Annotated in this window: 24 protein-coding genes; 19 read left to right on the top strand and 5 right to left on the bottom strand. The window is 70.1% G+C overall.

Translation table 11 applies throughout. The features are described 5' to 3' along the window. Positions 1 to 307: 307 nt before the first annotated feature. From OIE53_RS23155 to OIE53_RS23140, 4 genes are all read left to right on the top strand, one after another. The gene (locus OIE53_RS23155) at positions 308 to 1,039 is read left to right on the top strand and encodes a phosphocholine cytidylyltransferase family protein (RefSeq protein ID WP_327027360.1); all 732 of its coding nucleotides are present in this window, start codon (positions 308 to 310) and stop codon (positions 1,037 to 1,039) included. Then, on the top strand, positions 1,027 to 2,094 hold the full coding sequence (locus OIE53_RS23150) for an iron-containing alcohol dehydrogenase family protein (protein ID WP_327023602.1): 1,068 nt from the start codon (positions 1,027 to 1,029) through the stop codon (positions 2,092 to 2,094). The genes OIE53_RS23155 and OIE53_RS23150 overlap by 13 nt, the downstream gene beginning before the upstream one ends. Continuing rightward, a complete protein-coding gene (locus OIE53_RS23145) occupies positions 2,078 to 2,791 on the top strand; it encodes a CDP-alcohol phosphatidyltransferase family protein (RefSeq protein ID WP_327023601.1) in 714 nt (237 codons plus the stop codon). The genes OIE53_RS23150 and OIE53_RS23145 overlap by 17 nt, the downstream gene beginning before the upstream one ends. A gap of 265 nt (positions 2,792 to 3,056) precedes the next feature. Further along, entirely contained in the window at positions 3,057 to 3,407 is a 351-nt protein-coding gene (locus OIE53_RS23140; protein WP_327023600.1) for a hypothetical protein, read from the top strand. A 178-nt stretch (positions 3,408 to 3,585) separates the two neighbouring features. On the opposite strand, the gene OIE53_RS23135 is transcribed toward OIE53_RS23140, so the two are convergent. Next, a complete protein-coding gene (locus tag OIE53_RS23135; protein WP_327023599.1) occupies positions 3,586 to 4,899 on the bottom strand; it encodes a glycosyltransferase in 1,314 nt (437 codons plus the stop codon). A gap of 24 nt (positions 4,900 to 4,923) precedes the next feature. Between OIE53_RS23135 and OIE53_RS23130 the strand changes: the two genes are divergently transcribed. The 8 genes from OIE53_RS23130 (at position 4,924) to OIE53_RS23095 (ending at position 14,641) form a co-directional block, all read left to right on the top strand. Next, positions 4,924 to 5,784: an Fpg/Nei family DNA glycosylase gene (locus OIE53_RS23130; RefSeq protein ID WP_327023598.1), complete on the top strand. Its 861-nt coding sequence runs from the start codon at positions 4,924 to 4,926 to the stop codon at positions 5,782 to 5,784. A 265-nt stretch (positions 5,785 to 6,049) separates the two neighbouring features. Then, the gene (locus tag OIE53_RS23125) at positions 6,050 to 7,621 is read left to right on the top strand and encodes a sugar transferase (RefSeq protein ID WP_327027358.1); all 1,572 of its coding nucleotides are present in this window, start codon (positions 6,050 to 6,052) and stop codon (positions 7,619 to 7,621) included. A gap of 60 nt (positions 7,622 to 7,681) precedes the next feature. Further along, entirely contained in the window at positions 7,682 to 8,908 is a 1,227-nt protein-coding gene (locus OIE53_RS23120; protein WP_327023597.1) for a sensor histidine kinase, read from the top strand. Beyond that, the gene (locus OIE53_RS23115) at positions 8,905 to 9,678 is read left to right on the top strand and encodes a LytR/AlgR family response regulator transcription factor (protein ID WP_327023596.1); all 774 of its coding nucleotides are present in this window, start codon (positions 8,905 to 8,907) and stop codon (positions 9,676 to 9,678) included. The genes OIE53_RS23120 and OIE53_RS23115 overlap by 4 nt, the downstream gene beginning before the upstream one ends. A 254-nt stretch (positions 9,679 to 9,932) precedes the next feature. Further along, the gene (locus OIE53_RS23110; protein ID WP_327023595.1) at positions 9,933 to 10,415 is read left to right on the top strand and encodes a DUF485 domain-containing protein; all 483 of its coding nucleotides are present in this window, start codon (positions 9,933 to 9,935) and stop codon (positions 10,413 to 10,415) included. Between the two features lies 1 nt (position 10,416). Then, positions 10,417 to 12,057 carry a sodium/solute symporter gene (locus tag OIE53_RS23105; RefSeq protein ID WP_327023594.1) on the top strand — a complete coding sequence of 547 codons (1,641 nt, stop codon included), beginning with the start codon at positions 10,417 to 10,419 and terminating at the stop codon, positions 12,055 to 12,057. Between the two features lie 143 nt (positions 12,058 to 12,200). Beyond that, positions 12,201 to 12,965, top strand: a complete 765-nt coding sequence (locus tag OIE53_RS23100) for an ABC transporter ATP-binding protein (protein ID WP_327023593.1) — start codon at positions 12,201 to 12,203, stop codon at positions 12,963 to 12,965. Next, positions 12,950 to 14,641: an ABC transporter permease gene (locus tag OIE53_RS23095; protein ID WP_327023592.1), complete on the top strand. Its 1,692-nt coding sequence runs from the start codon at positions 12,950 to 12,952 to the stop codon at positions 14,639 to 14,641. The genes OIE53_RS23100 and OIE53_RS23095 overlap by 16 nt, the downstream gene beginning before the upstream one ends. A 4-nt stretch (positions 14,642 to 14,645) precedes the next feature. Here the strand turns inward: OIE53_RS23095 and OIE53_RS23090 are convergent, their stop codons facing one another. Both OIE53_RS23090 and OIE53_RS28520 read right to left on the bottom strand, forming a co-directional pair. Next, a complete protein-coding gene (locus OIE53_RS23090; protein ID WP_327023591.1) occupies positions 14,646 to 14,837 on the bottom strand; it encodes a hypothetical protein in 192 nt (63 codons plus the stop codon). Then, positions 14,806 to 15,312, bottom strand: coding sequence for a hypothetical protein (locus tag OIE53_RS28520; protein ID WP_442791408.1), 507 nt, complete (start codon positions 15,310 to 15,312; stop codon positions 14,806 to 14,808). The genes OIE53_RS23090 and OIE53_RS28520 overlap by 32 nt, the downstream gene beginning before the upstream one ends. Between OIE53_RS28520 and OIE53_RS23085 the strand changes: the two genes are divergently transcribed. After that, positions 15,275 to 15,403 (top strand): hypothetical protein, encoded by a 129-nt coding sequence (locus OIE53_RS23085; protein ID WP_327023590.1) that lies wholly within the window; start codon positions 15,275 to 15,277, stop codon positions 15,401 to 15,403. The genes OIE53_RS28520 and OIE53_RS23085 overlap by 38 nt on opposite strands. Positions 15,404 to 15,966: 563 nt before the next feature. On the opposite strand, the gene OIE53_RS23080 is transcribed toward OIE53_RS23085, so the two are convergent. Together OIE53_RS23080 and OIE53_RS23075 are read right to left on the bottom strand one after the other, a co-directional pair. Continuing rightward, positions 15,967 to 16,164 carry a DUF397 domain-containing protein gene (locus tag OIE53_RS23080; protein ID WP_327023588.1) on the bottom strand — a complete coding sequence of 66 codons (198 nt, stop codon included), beginning with the start codon at positions 16,162 to 16,164 and terminating at the stop codon, positions 15,967 to 15,969. Further along, on the bottom strand, positions 16,161 to 16,946 hold the full coding sequence (locus OIE53_RS23075) for a helix-turn-helix domain-containing protein (protein WP_327027357.1): 786 nt from the start codon (positions 16,944 to 16,946) through the stop codon (positions 16,161 to 16,163). The genes OIE53_RS23080 and OIE53_RS23075 overlap by 4 nt, the downstream gene beginning before the upstream one ends. Before the next feature lie 193 nt (positions 16,947 to 17,139). Here OIE53_RS23075 and OIE53_RS23070 point away from each other — a divergent pair, with 193 nt between their 5' ends. From OIE53_RS23070 to OIE53_RS23045, 6 genes are all read left to right on the top strand, one after another. After that, positions 17,140 to 17,289 carry a hypothetical protein gene (locus OIE53_RS23070; protein WP_327023587.1) on the top strand — a complete coding sequence of 50 codons (150 nt, stop codon included), beginning with the start codon at positions 17,140 to 17,142 and terminating at the stop codon, positions 17,287 to 17,289. Between the two features lie 95 nt (positions 17,290 to 17,384). After that, positions 17,385 to 18,080, top strand: a complete 696-nt coding sequence (locus OIE53_RS23065) for a flavin reductase family protein (protein ID WP_327027355.1) — start codon at positions 17,385 to 17,387, stop codon at positions 18,078 to 18,080. A 186-nt stretch (positions 18,081 to 18,266) separates the two neighbouring features. Next, positions 18,267 to 18,620 carry a DUF485 domain-containing protein gene (locus OIE53_RS23060; protein ID WP_327023586.1) on the top strand — a complete coding sequence of 118 codons (354 nt, stop codon included), beginning with the start codon at positions 18,267 to 18,269 and terminating at the stop codon, positions 18,618 to 18,620. Next, positions 18,617 to 20,293, top strand: a complete 1,677-nt coding sequence (locus OIE53_RS23055) for a solute symporter family protein (protein WP_327023585.1) — start codon at positions 18,617 to 18,619, stop codon at positions 20,291 to 20,293. The genes OIE53_RS23060 and OIE53_RS23055 overlap by 4 nt, the downstream gene beginning before the upstream one ends. Before the next feature lie 73 nt (positions 20,294 to 20,366). Continuing rightward, positions 20,367 to 21,341, top strand: coding sequence for an NAD-dependent epimerase/dehydratase family protein (locus OIE53_RS23050; RefSeq protein WP_327023584.1), 975 nt, complete (start codon positions 20,367 to 20,369; stop codon positions 21,339 to 21,341). Between the two features lie 66 nt (positions 21,342 to 21,407). Further along, a complete protein-coding gene (locus OIE53_RS23045) occupies positions 21,408 to 22,661 on the top strand; it encodes an LCP family protein (RefSeq protein WP_327023583.1) in 1,254 nt (417 codons plus the stop codon). The last annotated feature ends 143 nt before the right edge of the window (positions 22,662 to 22,804 follow it).

Below are 22,804 nucleotides of genomic sequence, written 5' to 3'. Positions count from 1 at the left end.
GCGCCGGTCATCGACCGGGTCTTCGTCGCCGCCATGCAGGCCGCCTGCGGTACCACCGGGCGGACGCGCACGCCGCCGCCGGACACACCTCGGCCAGCATCGTCGAACTGCCCGACGGGGCCCAACGGCGGGCCATCGAGCTGGAGACCGACCGGCGGGCCGCCGGGCCGTACGTCACGCTGACCCCGCCGCAGCGGCTGGAGTTCCTCGCCGACCTGGCGGCGCTACCCGGCTGAGCCGACGGCAGCCCGACCGGCGGCGCTATCCTCCTCCGGTGAGCGCCGCTAAGACAGATACAGAGACCGGCATGGTCGGGATGGTGCTGGCAGCCGGTGCCGGTCGCCGGCTCCGCCCGTACACCGACACCCTGCCGAAGGCTCTGGTGCCGGTGGACGGCGAGATCACCATCCTCGACATCGCGCTTGGCAACCTGGCCGAGGTGGGATTCACCGAGGTCGTGGTCGTGGTCGGCTACGCCGCGGAGGCCGTCCGGGAGCGTCAGGCCGATCTGGAGCGCCGGTACGGCGTCACGATCACCCTCGTGCACAACGACAAGGCTGAGGAGTGGAACAACGCGTACTCCCTCTGGCTGGCCCGGGACTGGTTCTCCCGGGGGGTCCTGCTGGTCAACGGCGACACGGTGCATCCGGTGAGCGTGGAGAAGACCCTGCTGGCCGAGCGGGGTCCCGGGATCCTGCTGGCGATCGACACCCTCAAGCCGCTGGCCGAGGAGGAGATGAAGACCACCTTCGACGCCGCCGGTCAGCTCACCCGGATCACCAAGCTGATGGAGCCGGCCGAGGCGTACGGCGAGTACATCGGCGCCACGCTGATCGAGCCGCAGGTGGCCGAGGCCCTGGCGGACGCCCTGGAGGCTACCTGGCGGCGCGACCCGAACCTGTACTACGAGGACGGGTACCAGGAGTTCGCCGACCGAGGTGGTGAGGTGCGGGCCGCCCCGATCGGTGAGGTGTCCTGGGTCGAGGTCGACAACCACGCCGACCTGGCCCGGGCCCGGGAGATCGCGTGCCTCTACTAGCCCGTACGGTCACCACGCCGCTGTCGATCGAGGTCCGCCGAGGTGCGGTGACGGACCTCGGGGCACTGCTGGCCGACCGGCGGATCTCCACAGGCGGCGACGTGGCGTTGGTGGTCGGCCCGGGGCAGGGCGAGAAGATCGCCGACCTGTGCCGACCCTCCCTGGGCTCGGCCGACATCTTCACCGTCAGCGGCGGCACGGTCGACTCGGCCAACGCGCTGGGCGACCAGTTGCGCCGCCGACACTACGACGCGGTCGTCGGGATCGGTGGCGGCAAGACCATCGACACCGCCAAGTACGCCGCCACCCGCTACGCCCTCCCGATGGTCACCGTGGCGACCAGCCTCGCCAACGACGGCATCGCCTCCCCGGTGGCCTCCCTGAGCCACGAGGGCGGCAAGGGGTCGTACGGCGTACACATCCCGATCGCCGTCCTGGTCGACCTGGACTTCGTGGAGAACGGCCCGGATCGGCAGACCCAGGCCGGCATCGGCGACGCGGTGAGCAACCTGAGCGCCTGCGCCGACTGGGAACTGGCCCACCAGGTACGCGACGAGCCGATCGACGGGCTGGCCCTGACCCTGGCCCGGACCGGGGCGGAGGCCCTGGTCAACCACCCCGGCAAGATCACCGACGACGCCTTCCTGACCACCCTGGCCGAGGCGCTGATCCTGGGCGGCATCTCGATGTCGGTCTGCGGTTCCAGCCGACCGGCCAGCGGCGGGGACCACGAGATCTCGCACGCCATCGATCACCTGTACCCGGGCACCGGCTCGCACGGGGAGCAGGTCGGCCTGGGCGCACTGTTCTGCACCTTCCTCCGGGGCGACCTGGAACGCTTCGGGCAGTTGGCCCGCTGCCTGCACCGGCACGGCCTCTCGACCCGGCCGAGCGAGCTGGGTCTCACCGACGAGCAGTTCGTCGAGGCGGTCGCCTACGCGCCGCGTACCCGGCCGGACCGCTACACCATCCTCGAACACCTCGCGTTGTCCGCTGACGACCTTCGTACCCGGCTGGGAGACTACGTTGACGCCCTCCGTGAGCACCTTGGCTGAGCCGTCCCGCCCCACGGTCGCCGACTTCCACCGGGTGAACCGGGGCGGTGGCCTGTTCAGCGAGTCGATCAGCCAGTGGATCGGTGCGGTCTTCGCACTGGTCGCCCAGCGACTCGGGCTGCGACCGACCGTACTGACCATCACCAATCTGGTGCTGGGGCTGGCCACCTCGGTCACCGTGGTCGCCCTAGCCGGTCCGGTCGCCGCCGGGGAGGTACCGGCCGTGCTGGTCGGGCTGCTGGCCCTGGTCGGCTGGCAGGTGGCGTACGCCCTGGACTGCGCCGACGGTCAACTGGCCCGGGTCACCCGGCAGGGCAGTGCGGCCGGCGCCCGGGTCGACATCCTCTGTGACGTGGCCGCCCAGATCGCCCTGGTGGCCGCCTTGGCGGCGACTGCGGTGGCGCAGCGCCCCTCGACCCCGGTCTGGTTGGTGGCCGCCTTCGCCGGCACCTGGATGGTCAACCTGGTCACCTCGGTGATGCAGTCCGGCCCGAACGCGGCCAGCATGGTCACCTCGACCTCCCTGCCCGTACGCCTGGTGAAACTGGTCCGCGACTACGGCGCGGTGATCTTCGCTGCCGCCGTGGTGCTGGCCTTCGCCCCGGCGCTCGCCTTCTGGGTGCTCGTGGCCTTCACGGTCGTCAACGGCGGCTTCCTGCTCGCCAGCATCGCCTTCTCCGCCCGCGCCTCGCTATAAGGAAGGGCACCTTATTAACGCCTCATGCATAGCAAGGGCCCCCTATTAACGCGCCGGGTAGCGGGCCGGCGCACCGGTTACTCGCCGCGCGAGTGTGAGGTTCCAGGGCATCCCGATCTGGTCCAGGTGCTCCCACTGTGCCAACTTTGAGGTGATCGACAATTGTTGACACCTCAATCAACGCCTGGGACGATCCATAGAAGAAGATCGCTTCCTGTCGAAGCGGATGCCACCCTCCCCACACCACCCACCCTTGGGAGACCTCATGCGCAAAACCGCCAAGCGGATTGCCTCGGTTCTCGCCGCCGCAGCCCTGACCACCACCCTCGCCGCCGCGCCCGCCTCCGCCGCCACACCAGAACGGGAGCCGTTCAAGGTGCCCGATCAGGGCTTGGTCCTGTACACCGCGAACAGCGCCTACGTGGTCGCCCGCCACACCGCAGTCGACAACCTCTGCCACCCCATGCAGGACGCGGTCACCCTGCTCGCCTGGAGCGGCGGCGTGTACGCCGTCGCCTACGCGAGTGACGACTGCACCGGCCACGGGTTGGGTCTCAGCGCCTGGCAGGGCTGGAGCCCTGGGGTATTCCTCTCCTACAAGCTCACCTCGTACTAAACCCACCCCACCCGCCCACCTCGCCCCGTTGATCATGAGGTTGTCGGCAGCCAAGGAGATCAACTTCGCCGTCAACCTCATGGTCAACCACTTGGCCTAGCGGGTGATCGACTCCGTTACGCCGTAGTGGCGGTATCCCACCCGTCCGGATCCCGCCATTTCGGCGTAACGGAGTGGATCATGGGCGGGCGAGGTCCGCGTACACGGCTAGGAGTTGCTTGGTGACCACGTCGGGGTGGAAGACCCGTTCGTAGCGGGCTCGGGCGGGGGCGGCCAGTGCGGCGGCGCCCGCGGCGGCCAGCGGTAGCGCGGCGGAGAGGGCGGCCGGCTCCGGCGGGACCACCCAACCGGCCTCACCGACCAGAACCCCGGCCGGCAGGGCGGACGCCACCCCGGACGCACTACCCGGACCGGCCAGGCCACCGGCACTACCGGGCCCGCCGGGGCTGGGTGGGGCGGGGGCCGAGGCGGATTCGGCGGGGCCGGTGCCGGCGGGTTCGCGGGGGGTGTCCGCGCCGACCAGGTACGGGATGCCGCCCAACGCGGTGCCGAGGACCGGGCGGCCACTGGCCAGCGCCTCGATGATCACCGTAGGCAGTACGTCGTGCCAGGTGGAGGTGGCCAGCACCACAGCGCTGGCGGCCAGGGCCGAGCGGACCCCGGCCCGGTCCAGCGGGCCCAGGAAGGTTACGTCGGCGCGTTCGGCGGCCGCCGCCTCGACCATCGGGCGCAGCTCACCGTCACCGGCGACCCGCAGCGGCCCCAGGGCCCCGTCCGGGTGCCGCCGCCACGCCTCCAGCAGCAGACCGAGGCCCTTCTCCGGGGAGAGTCGGCCGAGGAAGAGGAAGCCCTGGCCGAGGGGGGCGGGGGTGCCCGGGTCGGGGATGCCGTTCGGCTTCACGACGATCCGGGAATCCGGGATGCCGTAGTCGCGCAGGTGGTCGGCGACCGCGCTGGTCAGGGCGATGAACCGGTCCACCGACTTCCAGGTGCCCCGGTGCACGGCCAGGGTGGTGGCCATCAGGGCGCTCTGCGCCCGGGACCCCCGGTAGCAGCGGTGCACCACGGCCGGCACCCCCAGGGTCCGGCCCCGGCAGTCCTGACAGATCACCCCGTCGCGGAAGTACAGCCCGGAGGAGCAGACCTGGCGGTAGTTGTGCACCGTCTGCACCACCGGCACCCCGTGCTTGTGCGCGGTCCGCACCACCCAGGGCGAGAGCAGGGGGTACGGGTTGTGCAGGTGCAGCACGTCCGGCCGGTGCTCGGTGAGCAGCCGGGACAGGTCGGCCTGCGCCTTCGGGGCGTACATCGGGGAGATCGGCAGCAGGGCCTTAGCCGCCTTGGACATCGACGGGATCTCGTCCGAGCTGCGCAGGAAGGGCAGCACCTGCACACCGGCTGCGGTGAGCTGGGCGATCTCCGCGTCGACGATGGTGTTCTCACCGGAGGGCTGAGCTTCCCGGTACCGGTTGTGCGCCACCACAATCTTCACGGGAAAGAAGGCTACCGTTGGACGATGCCCGAACTACCGGAGGTGGAGGCGCTCGCGGGTTACCTGCGGCAGCGCGCGGTGGGCCGCCGCGTCGAGCGGCTGGAGGCCGTCGCGATCAGCGCCCTGAAGACGTACGATCCGGCGCTGACCGCGGTCACCGGCCGGTCGGTGACCGACGCCCGCCGGCACGGCAAGTTCCTCGATGTCGATTTCGAGGGTGACCTGCACCTGGTGGTGCACCTGGCTCGGGCCGGTTGGCTGCACTACCGGGAGGCCTTCGCCTCGACCGTCCCGCTGCGTCCGGGCAAAGGCCCGATCGCCCTTCGGGTACGTCTGGACGACGGTTCCGGTTTCGACCTGACCGAGGCCGGTACGCAGAAGAAGCTGGCCGTCTACCTGGTGACCGATCCGCAGGCGGTGCCCGGGGTGGCCAAGCTGGGGCCGGACGCCCTCGCGGCCGACCTGGCCACCTTCGCCGAGGCGGTACGCAGTCGACGGGGCCAGATCAAGGGGGTGCTCACCGATCAGGGGGTGCTGGCCGGGGTGGGCAACGCGTACTCGGATGAAATCCTGCACGCGGCGAAGCTGTCGCCGTTCGCCCTGACCGACCGGCTCACCGATGAGCAGATGGCGACCCTGCACACGGCCACCCGCCGGGTGCTCGGCGACGCGGTCACCCGCTCTCTGGGGCAGCGGGCTGCGGAGTTGAAGGGTGAGAAGCGGTCCGGGCTGAAGGTGCACGCCCGCACCGGGCTGCCCTGCCCGGTCTGCGGCGACACCGTACGTGAGGTCTCCTTCGCCGATTCCAGCCTCCAGTACTGCCCCACCTGTCAGACCGGCGGCAAGCCGCTTGCTGACCGAAGGTTGTCCCGACTCGTACGGTGAGTGACGAGACTCTCGACTACGGAGCGGAATCGGACGTGGGGTGCGCAACCACGGTCCGGCACTCTTCCGGGGCCGCCATCCATCGGTATAGTGGCCCGGTCCCCGGCTTCCGGATGGCGTGGAGCCGGCCAGATCGCAGGCGAACACGAGTCCGTCACGCAATGTCCCTCGGGTCGGCGTGATGACGGCATCCGCGTGGGAAACTGAAATGGTGGGCCACTCGGGCCCTTACGGCGAGTAAGCGGTGCGGGTCATGCGGGAGGACATGGGTGAGGTGACGACTAGCCTCCAGCGCCCGGTAACCAACGAAGGCCGGAGCAGACTCGTGCGGCACGTCGACAGCTTCGAGATCCAGCCGCCGACCCCGTCGTCGCACAACGGGGTACCCCGTTCGGCATGGGCGCGGGCCCGGCGACGGGTCTCCCGTTGGCACCGGCCGTACACCGCGATCCTGCTGCTGTTGGACTTCGCGGCGGCGGCCTTCGCCAGCTTCACCGCGATCCGCACCTTCGACCAGGCCACGGCCGGTTTCCACGAGGCGCAGAACGACCCCACCTGGTTCCACACGGTGGCCTTCCTGCTGCTGCCGCTGGGCTGGCTGACCATTCTGTGGTTCAGCGGGGCCTATGACCGGCGTTGTCTGGGTCTGGGGCCGGACGAGTTCAAACGGGTGATCCGGGCCGGGGTAGCGGTCTGCGCGGCGGTGTCCTTCCTGGCCTTCGCCACCAAGACGGACCTGTCCCGGTTCACGGTCGGCACCGCCCTGCTGCTGGCCCTGCTGTTGATCCTGCTGGGCCGGATCCTTACCCGGTTCGTGCTGCATGTGATGCGCCGCAACACCCAGCAGGCGGCCCACCGGATGGTGCTGGTCGGCACCCTGCCGGAGTGCCTGGAGGTCTACACCGCGGTCACCCGCAACCCCGCCGCCGGGCTGGTCCCGGTGGCCATCCACATCACGGACGGTTACGCCGCCGCCAAGGGGGTGCAGACCCCCGTCCCGGTGTACGCCGGCCGCGACGTGCTGGCCCTGGTACGCGAGGTGGGCGGCGACACGATCGCGGTCTGCGGCTCGGCCAGCGCCGAGCCGGGCGAGCTGCGCCGGCTGGCCTGGCAGTTGGAGGGCTCCGGGGTCGACCTGGTGGTGGCCCCGCAGCTGACCGACATCGCCGGCCCCCGGGTGCACATCCGCCCGATCGAGGGCCTGCCGCTGCTGCACGTCGAGGAACCCACCCTGTCCGGGCCGGCACTGCTGGCCAAGAACATGATGGATCGGGTCGCCGCTGGGCTGGGCCTGCTGGCGTTGATCCCGGTCTTCATCGTCATCGCCGTCGCCATCCGGATCTCCGATCCGGGTCCGGTCTTCTTCCGCCAGCCCCGGGTGGGGCATGAGGGGCGCACCTTCCGGGTGTGGAAGTTCCGCACCATGTATGTAGACGCGGAGGACCGGCTGGCCAGCCTGGTCGACCAGAACGAGACCGACGGCATGTTGTTCAAGATGAAGCAGGATCCCCGGGTCTTCCCGGTGGGCCGCTTCCTGCGCGCCTCCTCGCTGGACGAGCTGCCGCAGCTGATCAACGTACTCATGGGCGAGATGTCCCTGGTCGGGCCGCGCCCTCTGCCCGCCGACGACGGCGACTTCCTCGGCGATGTGCGCCGTCGGCTGCTGGTCCGTCCGGGGATGACCGGGCTGTGGCAGGTGTCCGGCCGCTCCGACCTGTCCTGGGACGAGGCCGTCCGACTGGACCTCTACTACGTCGACAACTGGTCGTTGGCGTACGACCTGAGCATCCTGTGGCGCACGGTGGGCGTGGTGCTGGCCCGCAAGGGCGCCTACTGACCCTCGCCGATCGGCAGTCGCCCCTTCCGCCGGAGCGCGGATGGCAGCAGGATCATCGGCGTGGGCGGCAACCTCTCTGCGATCGTCGGAGTCTTCTCGCTGGTCGCCGTACTGGCTGCGGCGCTGTTCGGGGTGGCCCGATCACGTGCCCGCCGCGCCATCGCCACCCCCGGTCAGCGGGCCACCTACGAGGTGCTGCACACCGCCGGGCTGGCCGCCGAACCGCTGCGCGCCGGACTGAACCCGGCCAACGCCGCGAAGGCCGCCCGTCACCTGCGCAGCCTGGTCGGTGCGGAAGGGCTGGCCCTGACCGACACCGAGGACCTGCTGGCCCTGGACGGCCTGGGCACGCACCACGGCCGACAACTCTTGGCGGCGGCGCAGCGGGTGATCGACGCAGAGCGTTCCACCGTGCTCGGCGAGGCCGAACTGTTCTGCGACCGGCTCGACTGCCTGGTACGCGGCGCGGTGGTGGCGCCCCTGGCCGGCGCCGAGGGGCGGGTGGTCGGCGCGCTGGTCGCGGTCACCGACGGGGTACCCGCGCCAGGTCTGGTGCAGGCCAGCCTGGAGACCGCACACTGGGCCGGCAGCCAGCTGGCCCTGGCCGAGCTGGACTCCTCCCGCGAACGGTTGGCCCGAGCGGAGGTCCGGGCGCTGCGGGCGCAGATCAGCCCGCACTTCATCTACAACGCGCTGACCGCGATCGGCTCCTTCGTCCGCACCGACCCGGAGCGGGCCCGGGAGCTGATCCTGGAATTCGCCGAGTTCACCCGATACTCCTTTCGGGCGCACGGTGAGTTCACCACGTTGGCCGAGGAGTTGCGCTCGATCGATCGCTACCTGACGATCGAACGGGCCCGGTTCGGTGACCGGCTTCAGGTGCGCCTCCAGATCGCCCCGGAGGTGCTGCCGGTGACCCTGCCGTTCCTGTGCCTGCAACCGCTGGTGGAGAACGCCGTCCGGCACGGATTGTCCCGCAAACCCGGCATGGGCATGGTCAGCATCGAGGCTCAGGACGCGGGCGCCGAATGCCACATCACCGTGGAGGACGACGGAGTGGGGATGGACCCGGGCACCCTGACCGCGGGAATCGCCGAGTTGGCCGGGAGCGGCGGCGACCCGGGAGACGACCCGGGCCAGCACGTCGGGCTGTCGAATGTCGACGAGCGACTCCGGTCGGTCTTCGGAGACGGCTTCGGCCTGGTCGTGGAGACGGACCTGGGAACGGGTACGAAGGTGAGTATGCGAGTGCCGAAGTTCCACCCCGGCGTACGGGCCAACGCGTGAGCGGCAACGGCGGGGTCGCCGGTTTCCTGCGGGTACTCGCGGTGGACGACGAACCCCCGGCGCTGGACGAGTTGGCGTACCACCTGCGGGCCGACCCCCGGGTGGCCCGGCTGCGCACGGCCGGGGACGCCACCGAGGCGCTGCGGGTGCTCCGCGACGACGAGGTGGACGTGATCTTCCTGGACATCCGGATGCCCGGCCTGGACGGCATGGAACTGGCCCGGGTGTTGCGCCAGTTCGCCCGGCCCCCGGCGATCGTCTTCGTCACCGCGTACGACGACGGCGCGGCGGACGCCTTCGACCTGGGTGCCACCGACTACGTCCGCAAGCCGGTACGCGCCGAACGGCTGGCCGAGGCGCTGCGCCGGGTGGTCGGCTCCCGGGTGGTGCCGTCGCATCCGGCCGCGTTGGCCCGTACCGAGGAGGATCCGACCATCCCGGTGGAGCTGGCCGGCAGCACCCGGATGCTGCCCCGCTCGGCGGTGCGCTGGGTGGAGGCGCAGGGCGACTACGCCCGGTTGCACACCGCCGAGGGCTCACACCTGGTCCGGGTGTCGCTCGCCACCCTCGCCGACCGCTGGGCCGACGGCGGCTTCGTCCGGATCCACCGCTCGTACCTGGTCCAACTACGCCTGATCGCCGAACTCCGCTTGGTCAACTCCGGCTACGTAGTGGTAATCGACGACACCGAACTCCCAGTAAGCCGCCGCCACACCCGAGAACTGAAGGACAAACTAGTCCGAGCCGCTAAACAAGCCTGGACCCGCTAACCCCACTCCCCACCCCCACCCCCAACCCCCCACCCCCACCCCACCTAGCCCTGACCCTCGCCCCGTTGATCATGAGGTTGACGGCGAAGTTGGTCTCCCTGACGCCGCTAACCTCATGATCAACGGGGTCAGGGTGGGTTGCGGGGCTGCCTGGGTGGGGGTTTTCCACGGGGTTTTCCACAGGGTTGGAGGGTTATCCACAGGTTGCCCACAGGGCTCTTGACAATCTCGGTGAGCGGACCAGACTCCCGTGAATGGCCGCCGAGGATCCCGTGCCGGCACCCCGCCGAACCGAGCCGGACCGGCAGGCACCTGAGCAGCGCCCGGCCGGCGGGGAGCAAGGGTCGGCTGAACAGCCGGCATCCTCGCCGCCGAGGCGTACGCGGGTGGTGTTGGCCGAGGTGTCCCGGCGGCGGCAGCGCAGCGGGGGTGCCCGTACCGAGTTGACCCAGCAGACCCGGGTCGGCGAGGCGCTGATCCACGGTCTGGTCCGCGCCCAGTTGGCCCTGGCGCTGCAACTGTCGGCGGTGGTCATGGTGGGGCTGGGCGGGTTGCCGCTGCTCTTCGCCGTCGCCCCCTCGGTCGGCGGGACGACCGTGCTGGGGATCAACCTGCCGTGGCTGCTGCTCGGGGTGCTCTCCTTCCCATTCCTGATGGCGGTCGGCTGGACCTATGTGCGGTTGGCCGAACGCAACGAGCAGGACTTCGCCGACCTGGTCCAGCGGCCGGAGCGCTGAGGTGGGCAACGGACTCGTCGTACCGGCGATCGTGGCGGTCACCCTGATCACCGTCGGGATCGGCTTCTACGGGCTGCGGTTGGCCCGCACCACCTCCGATTTCCTGGTCGCCTCCCGGGTGGTCAGCCCTACCTGGAACGCGGCGGCCATCGGCGGGGAGTACCTGTCGGCGGCCAGCTTCCTCGGGGTGGCCGGGCTGATCCTCAAGTACGGCGTGGACGTGCTCTGGTACCCGGTCGGCTTCGCGGCCGGCTATCTGGCCCTGCTGCTGTTCGTCGCCGCACCACTGCGCCGCTCCGGCGCCTTCACCCTGCCCGACTTCTGCGAACTGCGGCTGGGCTCCCGCCGGCTGCGCACCCTGGCCACCGTATTCGTGATCTTCATCGGCTGGCTCTATCTGGTGCCCCAGTTGCAGGGGGCCGGGCTGACGTTGGCCACCCTGGCCGGTTCCCCGTACCCGGTGGGGGCTCTGGTGGTCGCCCTGGTGGTCACCGCCAATGTCGCGCTCGGCGGGATGCGGGCGATCACCTTCGTGCAGGCGTTCCAGTACTGGCTGAAGCTGACCGCGCTGGCCGTACCCGCGATCTTCCTGGCGTTGCAGTGGCAGGCCGACGGGCGGCCGGCGGTGACCCCACCCGACGGGCCGACCTTCCGGACCGCGACCACCGTCGTGGTCGAGCACCGCGCGGTGCTCACCCTGCCGGACGGGCAGACCCGGGAGGTACGCCCCGGCGACGAGTTGACCTTCGCGGCGGGCGAGCCGGTACCGGAGGTCTCCGGGGTGGCCACCAGCGCGACCGACTGGTTGCTGCCCAGCACGGCCGGTTCGGACGACCGGGGACTGTTCGCCACGTACTCCCTGATCCTGGCCACCTTCCTGGGCACCATGGGGCTGCCGCACGTACTGGTGCGCTTCTACACCAACCCGGACGGCGCCGCAGCCCGCCGGACGACCCTCGTGGTGCTGGCCCTGGTCGGGGTCTTCTATCTGCTGCCCACCATCTACGGGGTGCTGGGTCGGATCTACACCCCACAACTGCTCGTCAGCGGTCAGACCGACGCGGTGGTGGTGCTGCTGCCCGAGGCGGCCCTCGGCGCCGGGACCACCGGTCGGCTGCTGGCCGCCCTGGTCGCCGCCGGGGCCTTCGCGGCCTTCCTGTCCACCTCCTCCGGGCTGCTGACCAGCGTCGCCGGAGTGATCTCCACGGATGTGCTCGGCCGGGGTTCGGTGCGTGGCTTCCGGCTGGCCACCCTGATCGCCGGCGGGGTGCCCCTGATCCTCGCCCTGAACGTCTCCGGGCTGGACGTCTCCCAGGTGGTCGGGCTGGCCTTCGCCGTCGCCGCCTCCAGTTTCTGCCCGCTGCTGGTGCTCGGCATCTGGTGGCGCGGGCTCACCGACGCGGGGGCCGCCGCCGGGATCCTGGTCGGCGGCGGGGCGGCGGTGTCGGCGGTGCTGATCACCGTGCTCGGGCCGCCGTTGAGCGGCTGGCCGGCCACCCTGACCGGGCAGCCGGCCGCCTGGACGGTGCCGCTGGCCTTCACGGTGATGGTCGCGGTCTCCCTGGCCACCCGTGGCCGTACCCCCACCGACGTCGGCCGCACCATGCTCCGCCTGCACGCCCCGGACAGCCTCCGGCTGTAAGGAGGGGCACCTTGTTAACGCCTCGTGTAGAGCAAGGTGCCCTTATTAACGCTCGCAGCGGATGACGCCTACGACTGTGGGATGAGTCAAGCTCAGCCTGGTGGCTCAGGGAGCGCTGGCCGCCACCGGATACGGTCTGTCACATGACTGGCGAGTACCCTGCGTTGGCGCTCCGTGGCCTGGCCAAACGATTCGACGGCAAGGTCGCCGTGGCCGGGGTGAATCTGGACGTACCGGCCGGTTCGTTCTACGGGCTACTCGGCCCCAACGGCGCGGGAAAAACCACCACCCTGTCGATGGCCGTCGGGCTGCTGCGGCCGGACCACGGCAGCGCCTGGGTGCTCGGGCGCGACGTGTGGGCCGATCCGGTCGAGGCGAAGCGGCTGTTCGGTGTGATGCCCGACGGCGTACGGCTGTTCGACCGGCTCAGCGGTGCCGAACTGCTGGCGTACCACGGGTTGCTGCGGGGGATGGACCCGGCGGTGGTCGACCAGCGCGCCGCAGAGCTGCTCGACGTGCTCGCCCTGGCCGACGCCGGCCGCACCCTGGTGGTGGACTACTCGGCCGGCATGAAGAAGAAGATCGGCCTGGCCTGCGCCCTGTTGCACGGGCCCCGGCTGCTGGTGCTGGACGAACCCTTCGAGGCGGTCGACCCGGTCTCCGCGGCGCTGATCCGCGACATCCTCCAGCGGTACGTCACCGGGGGCGGGACGGTGATCTTCTCCAGTCATGTCATGGAGGTCGTGGAGCGCCTCTGCTCGCACGTGGCGATCCTCGCCGAGGGCACCATCAAGCGGGTAGGGACCCTGGAGGAGGTACGCGGACAGCGCTCGCTGGAGGAGGTCTTCGTCGAGGTGGTCGGCGGGCGTACGGCGACCGGTGAGGAGCTGTCGTGGCTGTCCCGGTGACCGAACCGGCCAGCCGGGCACGCCCGATCAAGGCGCGGCACTTCGTCCGGCTCAAGCTGCGGGTGATGGCCAACAACTTCCGGGGCCAAGCCTGGCGGGCCGTGCTGTTCGTGATCGGTGCCCTGGTCGGGTTCTGGATCGCGGTCGGCGCCTTCTTCGGTCTGGCGACACCCGCGTTCGCCGGTGACGACCGGTACGCCCTGCTGGTCGCCGCCTTCGCCGGTGGCCTGACGGTGCTCGGCTGGCTGCTGCTGCCCCTGGTCTTCTTCGGTGTCGACGAGACCCTGGACCCGGCCCGGTTCGCGTTGTTGCCGCTGCCCAGACGGACCCTGGTCACCGGCTTGTTCACGGCGGCCCTGGTGAGCGTGCCCACCATCGCCGTACTGCTGGCCCTCAGTGCTCTGGTGGTCAACGCCGGGGTGTTCGGTGGCTGGTCCGCCGCCGTGGTGGCCGCCCTGGGAGTGATCCTGGGGATGCTGCTCTGTGTGGCCGCCGCCCGGGCGGTGACGAGTGCCTTCGCCACCATGCTGCGCTCCCGCCGGGTACGCGACCTGGCCGCGGTCCTGCTCGCGGTGGCCGCCGCCCTGCTCGGTCCGTTGCAGCTCGCCGGGCTGGCCGCGCTCCGGGACACCGACTGGGACCGACTTACCGGTGTGGCGACCGTGGTCGGCTGGACCCCCCTCGGCGCACCCTGGACGGTCGGCATCGATGTCGCCCAGGGCCGGGTCTGGGCGGCCCCGGTGAAGCTCCTGATCACCGCCGTGACCATCGCCGCGCTGCTGGTCTGGTGGTCGCGGTCGTTGGAGTCGGCGATGGTGGGGGCCGCGAGCAGCGGCCCGGCCAGAAGCAAGCCGGAGGTCAGCGGCGGCGCGGTGGCAGCACTGTTCCCACGGATCACCGGCTGGCTGCCCCGGGACCGCTTCGGCGCACTGGTCGCCCGGGAGGCCCGCTACTGGTGGCGCGATGCCCGGCGACGGGCCAACCTGATCACCATCGCGGTGGTCGGCCTCTTCGTGCCGTTGATGGTCAACGTGGGTGGGCAGGGCTTCACCATCGACAGTGAGCAGGGCTTCGACTTCACCACCGACACCTCACCGGTGCTGGTCAGCCTCTCCATGCTCTTCGTCGGGCTGCTGGCCGCGATGACCCTGGCCAACCAGTTCGGCTTCGACGGCAGCGCGTACGCGGCCAATGTGATCGCCGGCATCCCCGGCCGCCTGGAGTTGCGGGCCCGGATGGCCGCCTTCTCGCTCTACGTACTGCCCATGCTGGCGTTCGTGGCCGTGGTGATGGCGTTGGTCCTGGGCGAGCCGACCTGGATGGGGTTCATGGCCGGCACCCTGTTCGCCACCTTCGGCGCCGGGCTGGCGGTCAACTCGTTCGTCTCCGTGCTCGCCGCGTACTCGCTGCCGGAGACGAGTAACCCCTTCGCGATGAACAGCGGCGCCGGGGTGACCAAGAGTCTGCTGGCCCTGCTGGCCATGGTCGCCACCGCCGCGACCGGCGTACCCACCGTGATCGCCGCCGCCCTGCTCGGCGACGCCTGGCTCTGGCTGGGCCTGCCGCTGGGCATCCTCTACGGCGTCGGCGCGGCCCTGCTCGGCGCCTACCTGGCCGGCGACGCTCTCGACCGCCGCCTGCCCGAACTGCTGTCGGCGGTCACCCCACGCCGCTGACGGTCTACGGGCGGTGGCCACGGGAGCGCAGGGCGGCCCGCACCTCGGCGAGGAAGCCGTCGAAGTCCTCGCGGAGGCGCTTCGCCGTCAGGTGCACGACGATCCAGTCGCTGCCGACCAGCCGGTTTAGCCTTCGGCGATCCGCGTCGAACTGCCCCGGGTCGTCATGCCAGCGGCCGTCGTACTCGACCGCCACCCGATACTCCGGCCAGGCAAGATCTAGACGGGCGAGGAACCGCCCGTGGGCCGACACCACCCCATTGGGTACGCGGTCGCGGCAGCCCGACCAGCACGAGCCGTACCCGGGTACGGGACTCCTGCGGCGATTCGGCACCGGCATCCGCCAGATCGACCGCCCGCAGCATCGCCCGCCAGCCCCGACGGCCCACCCGAGCGAGCGCGTACCCCCGCAGGGTCGACACCTCGGTGAGCCCGCTGGCCAGCAGAGCGTCGATGACCACCACCGCCTCCACCAGGTCGAGCCAGCTGGCCACATCCCAGCAGGTGCGCTCGGGGGAGGTGACCGGGGTGCCCGCCCGGTCGACTATGTCCCCGTCGTCGACCGGCCCGCGATGCACCCGCAGCCCAGCGGCGGGACCAGCGGACCTGCCCCGTGGGACGAGGACCTCGACGGTGTCGTCGAAGGTGGTGTGGGCGCACCCGTGGAGCACCGCGGCGGATCGACCGGCGATCGCGGCACCCGTCGGGATGAGCCACCTGCCTGCGGCCGTGCACCGGGTGCGGTGGGTGACCGGCAACTGAGCGTCGGCGTACACGTCGCGGAAGAGGGGCCGCCAGGCGGCACTACGAAGATCGTTGCGGGTGAGCAGGCCACGCGAGATCGCGTGTGAACCACGGAAGACGCGCCCCCGCAACTGCGGCGACCGACGAGGAGATCGGGACATGACCAGACGGTGACAGCTCAACCACCCCCCGCGCTGCCCCTGTGGATAACCCCCAATGTTGCGCTGACGCCCCTGCGAGATCACCCCCACTCCAAGCCCGCCCCTGCCCGAACCTGCTCGTTCGTGCGCATTCATGCCCCATCGTGCCCGCTTGTGCTCGCACAGGACCGTAACCCCGCCGCAAGATCACGCTCGATCTAGGATCGAGTGGCTTTCTGCTAAGACGAGACCACTCGATCCCACATCGAGCGTGATCTTGCGAGTGACAGACGCCGCACTGGAGCAGCAGACCGCGCTGAGCGGCAGACGCCGCCCTGGACAGCGGGCCGCGCCGAGCGGGAGGCGCCGCGCTGAGCGGCGGGTCGCGCTGCCTGACTCGGCGGGGCGGGAGCAATGTCCTCGCGAGTCAGGAACTGGGGGTCAGCGGGGGGATGCTTCGCGGGCCAGGGTGAGGAATGAGCGCCAGGCGGTCGGGGTGAAGGTCAACGCCGGTCCGGGTCGGTCCTTGCTGTCACGCACCAGCACCATCCCCGGAAGGTTGTCCGCCACTTCCACGCAGTTGCCACCGGTGTCGCCCGAACGGGTTGCCGTGCGCCAGCGGGGTTCGGCAGCAGTCATGACGTCACCTTCAGCTTTCGGAGCAGGTCAAGCGAGGCGTTTGTGGACAGTGCTTCGCCGAGCAGGCTATCCCACTTCCGGCCGATCAGACGGATCACCTCCGGGTCGTTCATCACGTGTCCCCGGGCGGCATTCTCCAGGTAGATCGCCTCCTCACCGTCGGAGAGTTCTACCAGCACGAACCCACCGGTGAGTCCGACGTGCGAGCCGACGCTTAGGGGGACGACATGCAGCCGGACGTACGGCAGTTCGGTGACCTCCAGCAGGCGGCCGAGTTGGGCGTCGAGCACCTCGGGCCCACCGACCGGTCGGCGTACCGCGGTCTCGTCGACCAGGAACACACACTGGGGTGGATCAGCCCGGTGCAGCAGATGTTGGCGTTCCATTCGGACGGCCACCAACTCCTCGACCATGGCGGGCTGGTGCAGTCCACCGGCGGAGATCACGGCTCGGGCGTACTCCTCGGTTTGTAGCAGTCCGGGCACCAGGCAGGGTTCGAAGGCGCGCAACCGGGTCGCCTCCTGCTCGTAGCCGCGCCAGGCGGCGAACCAGGAAGGTCCGCGTTCCCGGTCGGCCTCCTTGAGCAGTTCGGCGAGGAGGCCGTCGGTGTGCAGGGCCTGGTCGGAGGCGACCGCGAACTCCATGGTCGGTCGACGGCGGCCGGTCTCGATGGCGGCGATCAGCGAGGGGCTCCACTTGATCAGGGCCGCGAGCCCCTCCTGGGAGACGCCGGCAGCGGCCCGCGCCGCCTTCAACGCCTTGATCCACATCTCGAAGTTCATGCTCACCCATTCGGTGAGTACGCGAATGCGCTGGGTAGTAACCGCTGGCATCCTCCCCTGAACCCGGCGGGGAGTCCAGGGTGGAAACACGCGGCCCGGCTGGTGGAGGCGACGATCCCGGCGGCCGGTCCTGCGTCGGGCCGCCTCGGTCACTCCCCCGACCGGGGCGGCCCTCGAAGCTAAGGAGGCACCAGTGCTGTTTCACCGACTCGCCGCCCCCGCCACCTCCCGGGCGGGTCGGCACGGCGGCCCCACCGCCTCCCGGGCGGGTCGGCGTGGGGTGCCGGAACGTCGGCGCGGCACGGTCGGGCGGTACGGCTGCTGCTCGGCGGCTACGCGGTGACCCGGCGGGTGTCGCATCTGCCGATGCGTCCGCTCTGGCGCTGTCAGGGGTGTGGGGCCCTCTGGCCCTGCCAGCCGGCCCGGCTGCGGCTGCTGATCGAGTATCGCGAGGACCGCACCTCGCTGCTGGTGTACCTCGGCTCCCTCATGGTGGAGGCCGCTGACCAGCTGGCCCAGCTTGGCGGTCAGGGCCGCCGACCCGAGCTGTACGAGCGGTTCGTGGGCTGGGCACGGGCTCGCGGAGCAGCCGAGCGGGTCACAATGTTTCACGTGAATCCAGAGCCGGGTGCCCAGATCCACCACTCCGACCCCTTCGCCGTGCCGGCCGGCCAGCGTTCGCCCGTACGCCAGTTGCGGGGTCGGCTGCCCGCGCCGGTGACCCTGTGGACGGCGCCCGGACCGGCCGGTCTGACGGTCTCCTCGACGCTGGTGGCCGACGGTGAGCCGGGCCGGTTGCTCGGCCTGATCGACGCGGAGTCGGACCTCTGGGCGGCGGTCGAGGAGGCCGGGCGGTTCGCGGTGGCGCCGCTTCGGCCGACCCACCGGCAGTTGGCCGACCGGTTCGCGGGCCTGTTCCCGTCCCCCGGCGGCCTGTTCGCCCTCGACTCCTGGACCGAGACGCCGTACGGGCCGGTGCCCGTCGGCGGCGGCTGGGCCGGGTGCCGGCTGGACGACGCCCGGGAGTACGGCTGGAGCCTGCTGGTCGAGGCGACCATCGAACGGGTGGAGCTGACCGAGGATGGCGGCGAGCCGCTGCTGCACCACCGAGGCCGCTATCGCGAGCTGAGCTGAGCTGCCCGCCGGGCCGATCGGCAGCGCCGAGCCGCTACCGGTCAGCGGAGTGACCCCGGTCACTGGGCGCAGCAGTGGAGCCGTTCGGCGCAGTCGTCGACCGGTACGCATATCGCCCCTTTTCGAGCGGGGAGTGCGCTTTCTAGCGTGCGCGAAACTCCTGACGCCTGTGAAGGTGGTGATCAAATGTCCACGGACACACCCGCTACCGCGCCGACCGACTCGGATCCGCAGCGATACCTCGCGGTCCAACGGTCGGACGAATTCGCCGGGTTACGCCGTGCCCTGCGGGGCTTCGTCTTCCCGATGACGATCGCGTTCTTCCTGTGGTACGCGCTCTACGTGATCCTCTCCGCGTACGCGCGAGACTTCATGGGCACGCGACTGTTCGGCAGCAACATCAACGTGGCGCTGGTCTTCGGCCTGCTCCAGTTCGTCTCCACCTTCCTCATCGCCTGGCTCTACTCCCGGTACGCCGACCGGAAGATCGACCCGGTGGCCGACAAGATCCGCGACGAAATCACCGGGGGTGACTCGTGACGACGACGATCCTCGCGGCCGAGGCGGGCAGCACGACCGCCCGCAACCTGACCATCGTGCTGTTCCTGGCCTTCGTGGCCGCCACCCTGGCCATCACGATCTGGGCCAGCCGGCAGACCAAGACCGCTACCGACTTCTACGCCGGCGGCCGGTCCTTCTCCGGTTTCCAGAACGGCATGGCGATCGGCGGCGACTACATGTCCGCCGCGTCCTTCCTGGGCATCGCCGGCATCATCGCCCTGTACGGGTACGACGGTTTCCTCTACTCCATCGGCTTCCTGGTGGCCTGGCTGGTGGCCCTGCTGCTGGTCGCGGAGCTGCTGCGCAACTCCGGCCGGTACACGATGGCCGATGTGCTGGCCTTCCGGATGCGGCAGCGTCCGGTGCGTACGGCCGCGGCGGTCTCCACCATCACGGTGTCGATCTTCTACCTGCTGGCCCAGATGGTCGGCGCGGGGGCCCTGGTGGCGCTGCTGCTCGGCATCCGGCCGGGCACCACCTTCCTGGGCATGGACGCGGACACCGCCAAGGTGGCGACCATCATCATGGTCGGCGCCCTCATGATCATTTACGTCACGGTGGGTGGCATGAAGGGCACCACCTACGTACAGATCGTCAAGGCGTTCCTGCTCATGGGTGGCGCGCTGTTGATGACCCTGCTGGTGCTGGCGAAGTACAAGTTCAACCTCTCCTCGCTGCTCGGTGACGCGGCGGCGAGTTCCGGGCAGGGCACCGCCTTCCTGGAACCCGGTCTGCGGTACGGGGTCGAGGTCGCCGGCAACGCCACCCAGACCTTCTACAACAAGGTGGACCTGCTCTCCCTAGGTATCGCCCTGGTGCTCGGCACCGCCGGTCTGCCGCACATCCTGATCCGCTTCTACACCGTCCCGACGGCCAAGGCGGCCCGCAAGAGCGTGCTCTGGGCGATCGGCATCATCGGCTCGTTCTACCTGCTCACCCTGGCGCTGGGCTTCGGCGCGGCGGCGCTGGTCGGCCAGGAGGCGATCCGGGAGCAGGACCGGGCCGGCAACACGGCCGCACCACAGTTGGCCGAGGCGCTCGGCATCGAGTTCTTCGGCGGTGATCTGGGTGGGGCCGCACTGCTGGCGATCATCGCGGCGGTCGCCTTCGCCACCATCCTGGCGGTGGTCGCGGGGTTGACCCTCGCCTCGTCGTCGAGCCTGGCGCACGACTTCTACGCCAACGTGATCAAGCGGGGCACCGCCTCGGAGCGGCAGGAGGTACGGGTCGCCCGGATCTCCGCCCTGGTGATCGGCGCGGTCTCCATCGCCCTGTCGATCTACGCGCAGAACCTCAACGTGGCCTTCCTGGTGGCGCTGGCCTTCGCGGTGGCCGCCTCCGGCAACCTGCCCGCGATCCTCTACAGCCTGTTCTGGAAGCGCTTCAACACCTCCGGGGCGGTCTGGGCGATCTACGGTGGTCTGCTGGCGGCCGTGGTGCTGGTGTTCTTCTCGCCGGTGGTCTCCGGTGCCCCCACGGCGATGTTCCCGGACCACGACTGGCAGTGGTTCCCGCTGTCCAACCCGGGCATCCTGTCGATCCCGTTCGGCTTCCTCTGCGGCTGGATCGGCACGGTGATCTCCAAGGAGAGCGACGAGGAGAAGTACGCCGAACTGGAGGTGCGCTCCCTGACCGGAGCCGGTGCACACTGACGCGCACCTGTTAAAAGGGGCCCCCTGTACCACGCGAGGCGTTAACAGGGGGCCCCTCCTTTAGGCTCTTGGTATGAAGGTTGAGCAGCGTTTCGGTCCCGGTCACCGGGTTTTGGTCACCGGCGGTGCCGGCTTCGTGCCCTCGCATCTGGTGGACGCGTTGGTCGCTCGGGGCTGCACGGTGGTCGCGGTGGACAACTTCGTCACCGGCTCCAAGGACAACGTGGCCCATCTGCTCGACACGCCGACCTTCACCCTGGTCGAGGCGGACGTCTCCGACGGGTTGCCGGATCAACCCGCTCTGGCGGAGCGGTTCGACGCGATCCTGCACATGGCCTCACCGGCCAGCCCTACCGACTTCGAGAAGCTGCCGGTGGAGATCCTGCGGGTGGGCTCGGTGGCCACCCTGCACCTGCTGGACCGGGCGGTGGCCGACGGCGCCCGGTTCCTGCTGGCCTCCACCTCCGAGGCGTACGGCGACCCCAAGGAGCACCCGCAGCGGGAGACCTACTGGGGCAACGTCAACCCGATCGGCATCCGCAGCGTGTACGACGAGGCCAAACGCTTCTCCGAGGCCGCCACCTCGGCGTACCGGCGCAGCCGTGGGCTGGACACCGCGATCGTACGGATCTTCAACACCTACGGTCCCCGGATGCGGCCGGACGACGGGCGGGCCATCCCGACCTTCATCTCGCAGGCGCTGCGGAATGAGCCGATCACGGTGCACGGCACCGGCAACCAGACCCGCTCCATCTGCTACGTGGCGGATCTGGTCCGGGGCATCCTGCTGTTGCTCGACTCGACCGAGAGCGGGCCGGTGAACTGCGGCACCGAGCACGAGATGAGCATGCGGGAGCTGGCCGAGACGATCGTGTCGCTCTGTGACAGCAGGTCCGAGGTGACCTACGTCACCCGCAGCTCGGACGATCCGGAGATGCGCAGACCCGATCTCACCCTCGCCCGGGAGCTGCTCGGCTACGAGCCGACCATCACCCCGGAGGTGGGTCTGCGCCGCACGATCGACCACTTCCGGCAGCAGTTGGGCTGATCGCGCCGACCCGACGCGAGGTTCGACGCAGGGCGACACTGGCTAGGGCTGCGTACCCTGAGTTACATGTCAGCGACCAGCCTCGCCGTTCTCCGGCTCCCGTACCTGCACCGCAGCGCCGGGCGCGCGGCGGTGCCCGGCCCTGGTCGAGGTGGGCGTACCGCCCGGGTGGCCGACACCACCAGGTGGCGCCCCGGCTACGACGAGGAGCCGGTGTTGTCGGGCGGTCCGGGAGGCCCAGGTGGGCCCGGTGGGCCCGGTGGGCCGAACGGACCGGGCGGACCGGGCGGACCGGGGGGTGGTCGGCCCCGCAGGCGCCGGCCGCACTGGCGGCGCATCGCCCTGGTGGCCGGCATCGCCGTGCTGGTGCTGGCCCTGATCGGTGGCACCGGGGCCTGGTTCTACGCCCGCAGCCTGGACAACAACATGGCCCGGACCGACCCCTTCTCGGAGCTCACCGCCGGTCGGCCGGCGAAGGCCGTGGACGGTGCGCTGAACATCCTGATGGTGGGCACGGACTCGCGGGATCCGGACGCCCCGATGGATCAGGCCGGTGAGTGGCGGGCCGACACCGTCATCGTCATGCACATCCCCTCCGACCATCAGAAGGCGTACCTGGTCTCCATCCCCCGGGACCTGTACGTGCCGATTCCGGAGAGCGCCGGGGCGGACTGCGGCACCGGCCAGCGCCGCAAGATCAATGCCGCCTTCGCCTTCGGCGGGTTGCCGCTGGCGGTACGCACGGTCGAGTGCTTCACCGACGTGCACATCGATCACGTCATGGCGATCGACTTCGGTGGCTTCAAGCAGGTCACCGACGCTCTGGGCGGAGTGGAGCTGGAGGTGGAGCAGACCATCACCTCGATCCACAAGCCGTACCGGAAGTTCACCAAGGGCACCAACCACATGAACGGCACCGAGGCCCTGGACTGGATCCGTCAGCGCAAGCAGTTCCCGGACGGCGACTTCGCCCGGATGCGCCACCAGCAGGAGTTCCTGCGCGCCCTGATGGACAAGGCCGCTAGCACGGGCACCTTGACCAACCCGAAGAAGCTCAACGCCTTCCTCCGGTCGGTGACCGACGCGGTGACGGTCGACAACGGCTTCTCCCTGACCGACATGGCCCTTCAGTTCCGTAACCTGCGGGGAGAGAACCTCACCTTCGTCACCAGCCCGCACCTGGGCAGCCAGAACATCAACGGTGAGTCCGTGGTGGTCTCCGACCGGGAGAAGGCCCTGACCATGTACCGTGCGATGTCCGCCGACACGATGGCCGACTGGATGCGGGCCAACAAGCCGTCGACCAGCGGCAACGGCTGACGGGATCGCTGAGCACTTCCTGAGAGCCAACCGCTGATCGTCCATTTGAATCTGGCCGTTCGGCTATTTCGCGAGGATGACGCGGCGGAGAACGGTAGCTGGCCGTCACAAGGACTCGCATCGGCGGGTATGCGTACGTAAAG

The sequence above is a fragment of the Micromonospora sp. NBC_01739 genome, assembly GCF_035920385.1.
Taxonomy (GTDB): Bacteria; Actinomycetota; Actinomycetes; order Mycobacteriales; family Micromonosporaceae; genus Micromonospora.
This window is presented reverse-complemented; position numbering and strand designations above follow the sequence as displayed.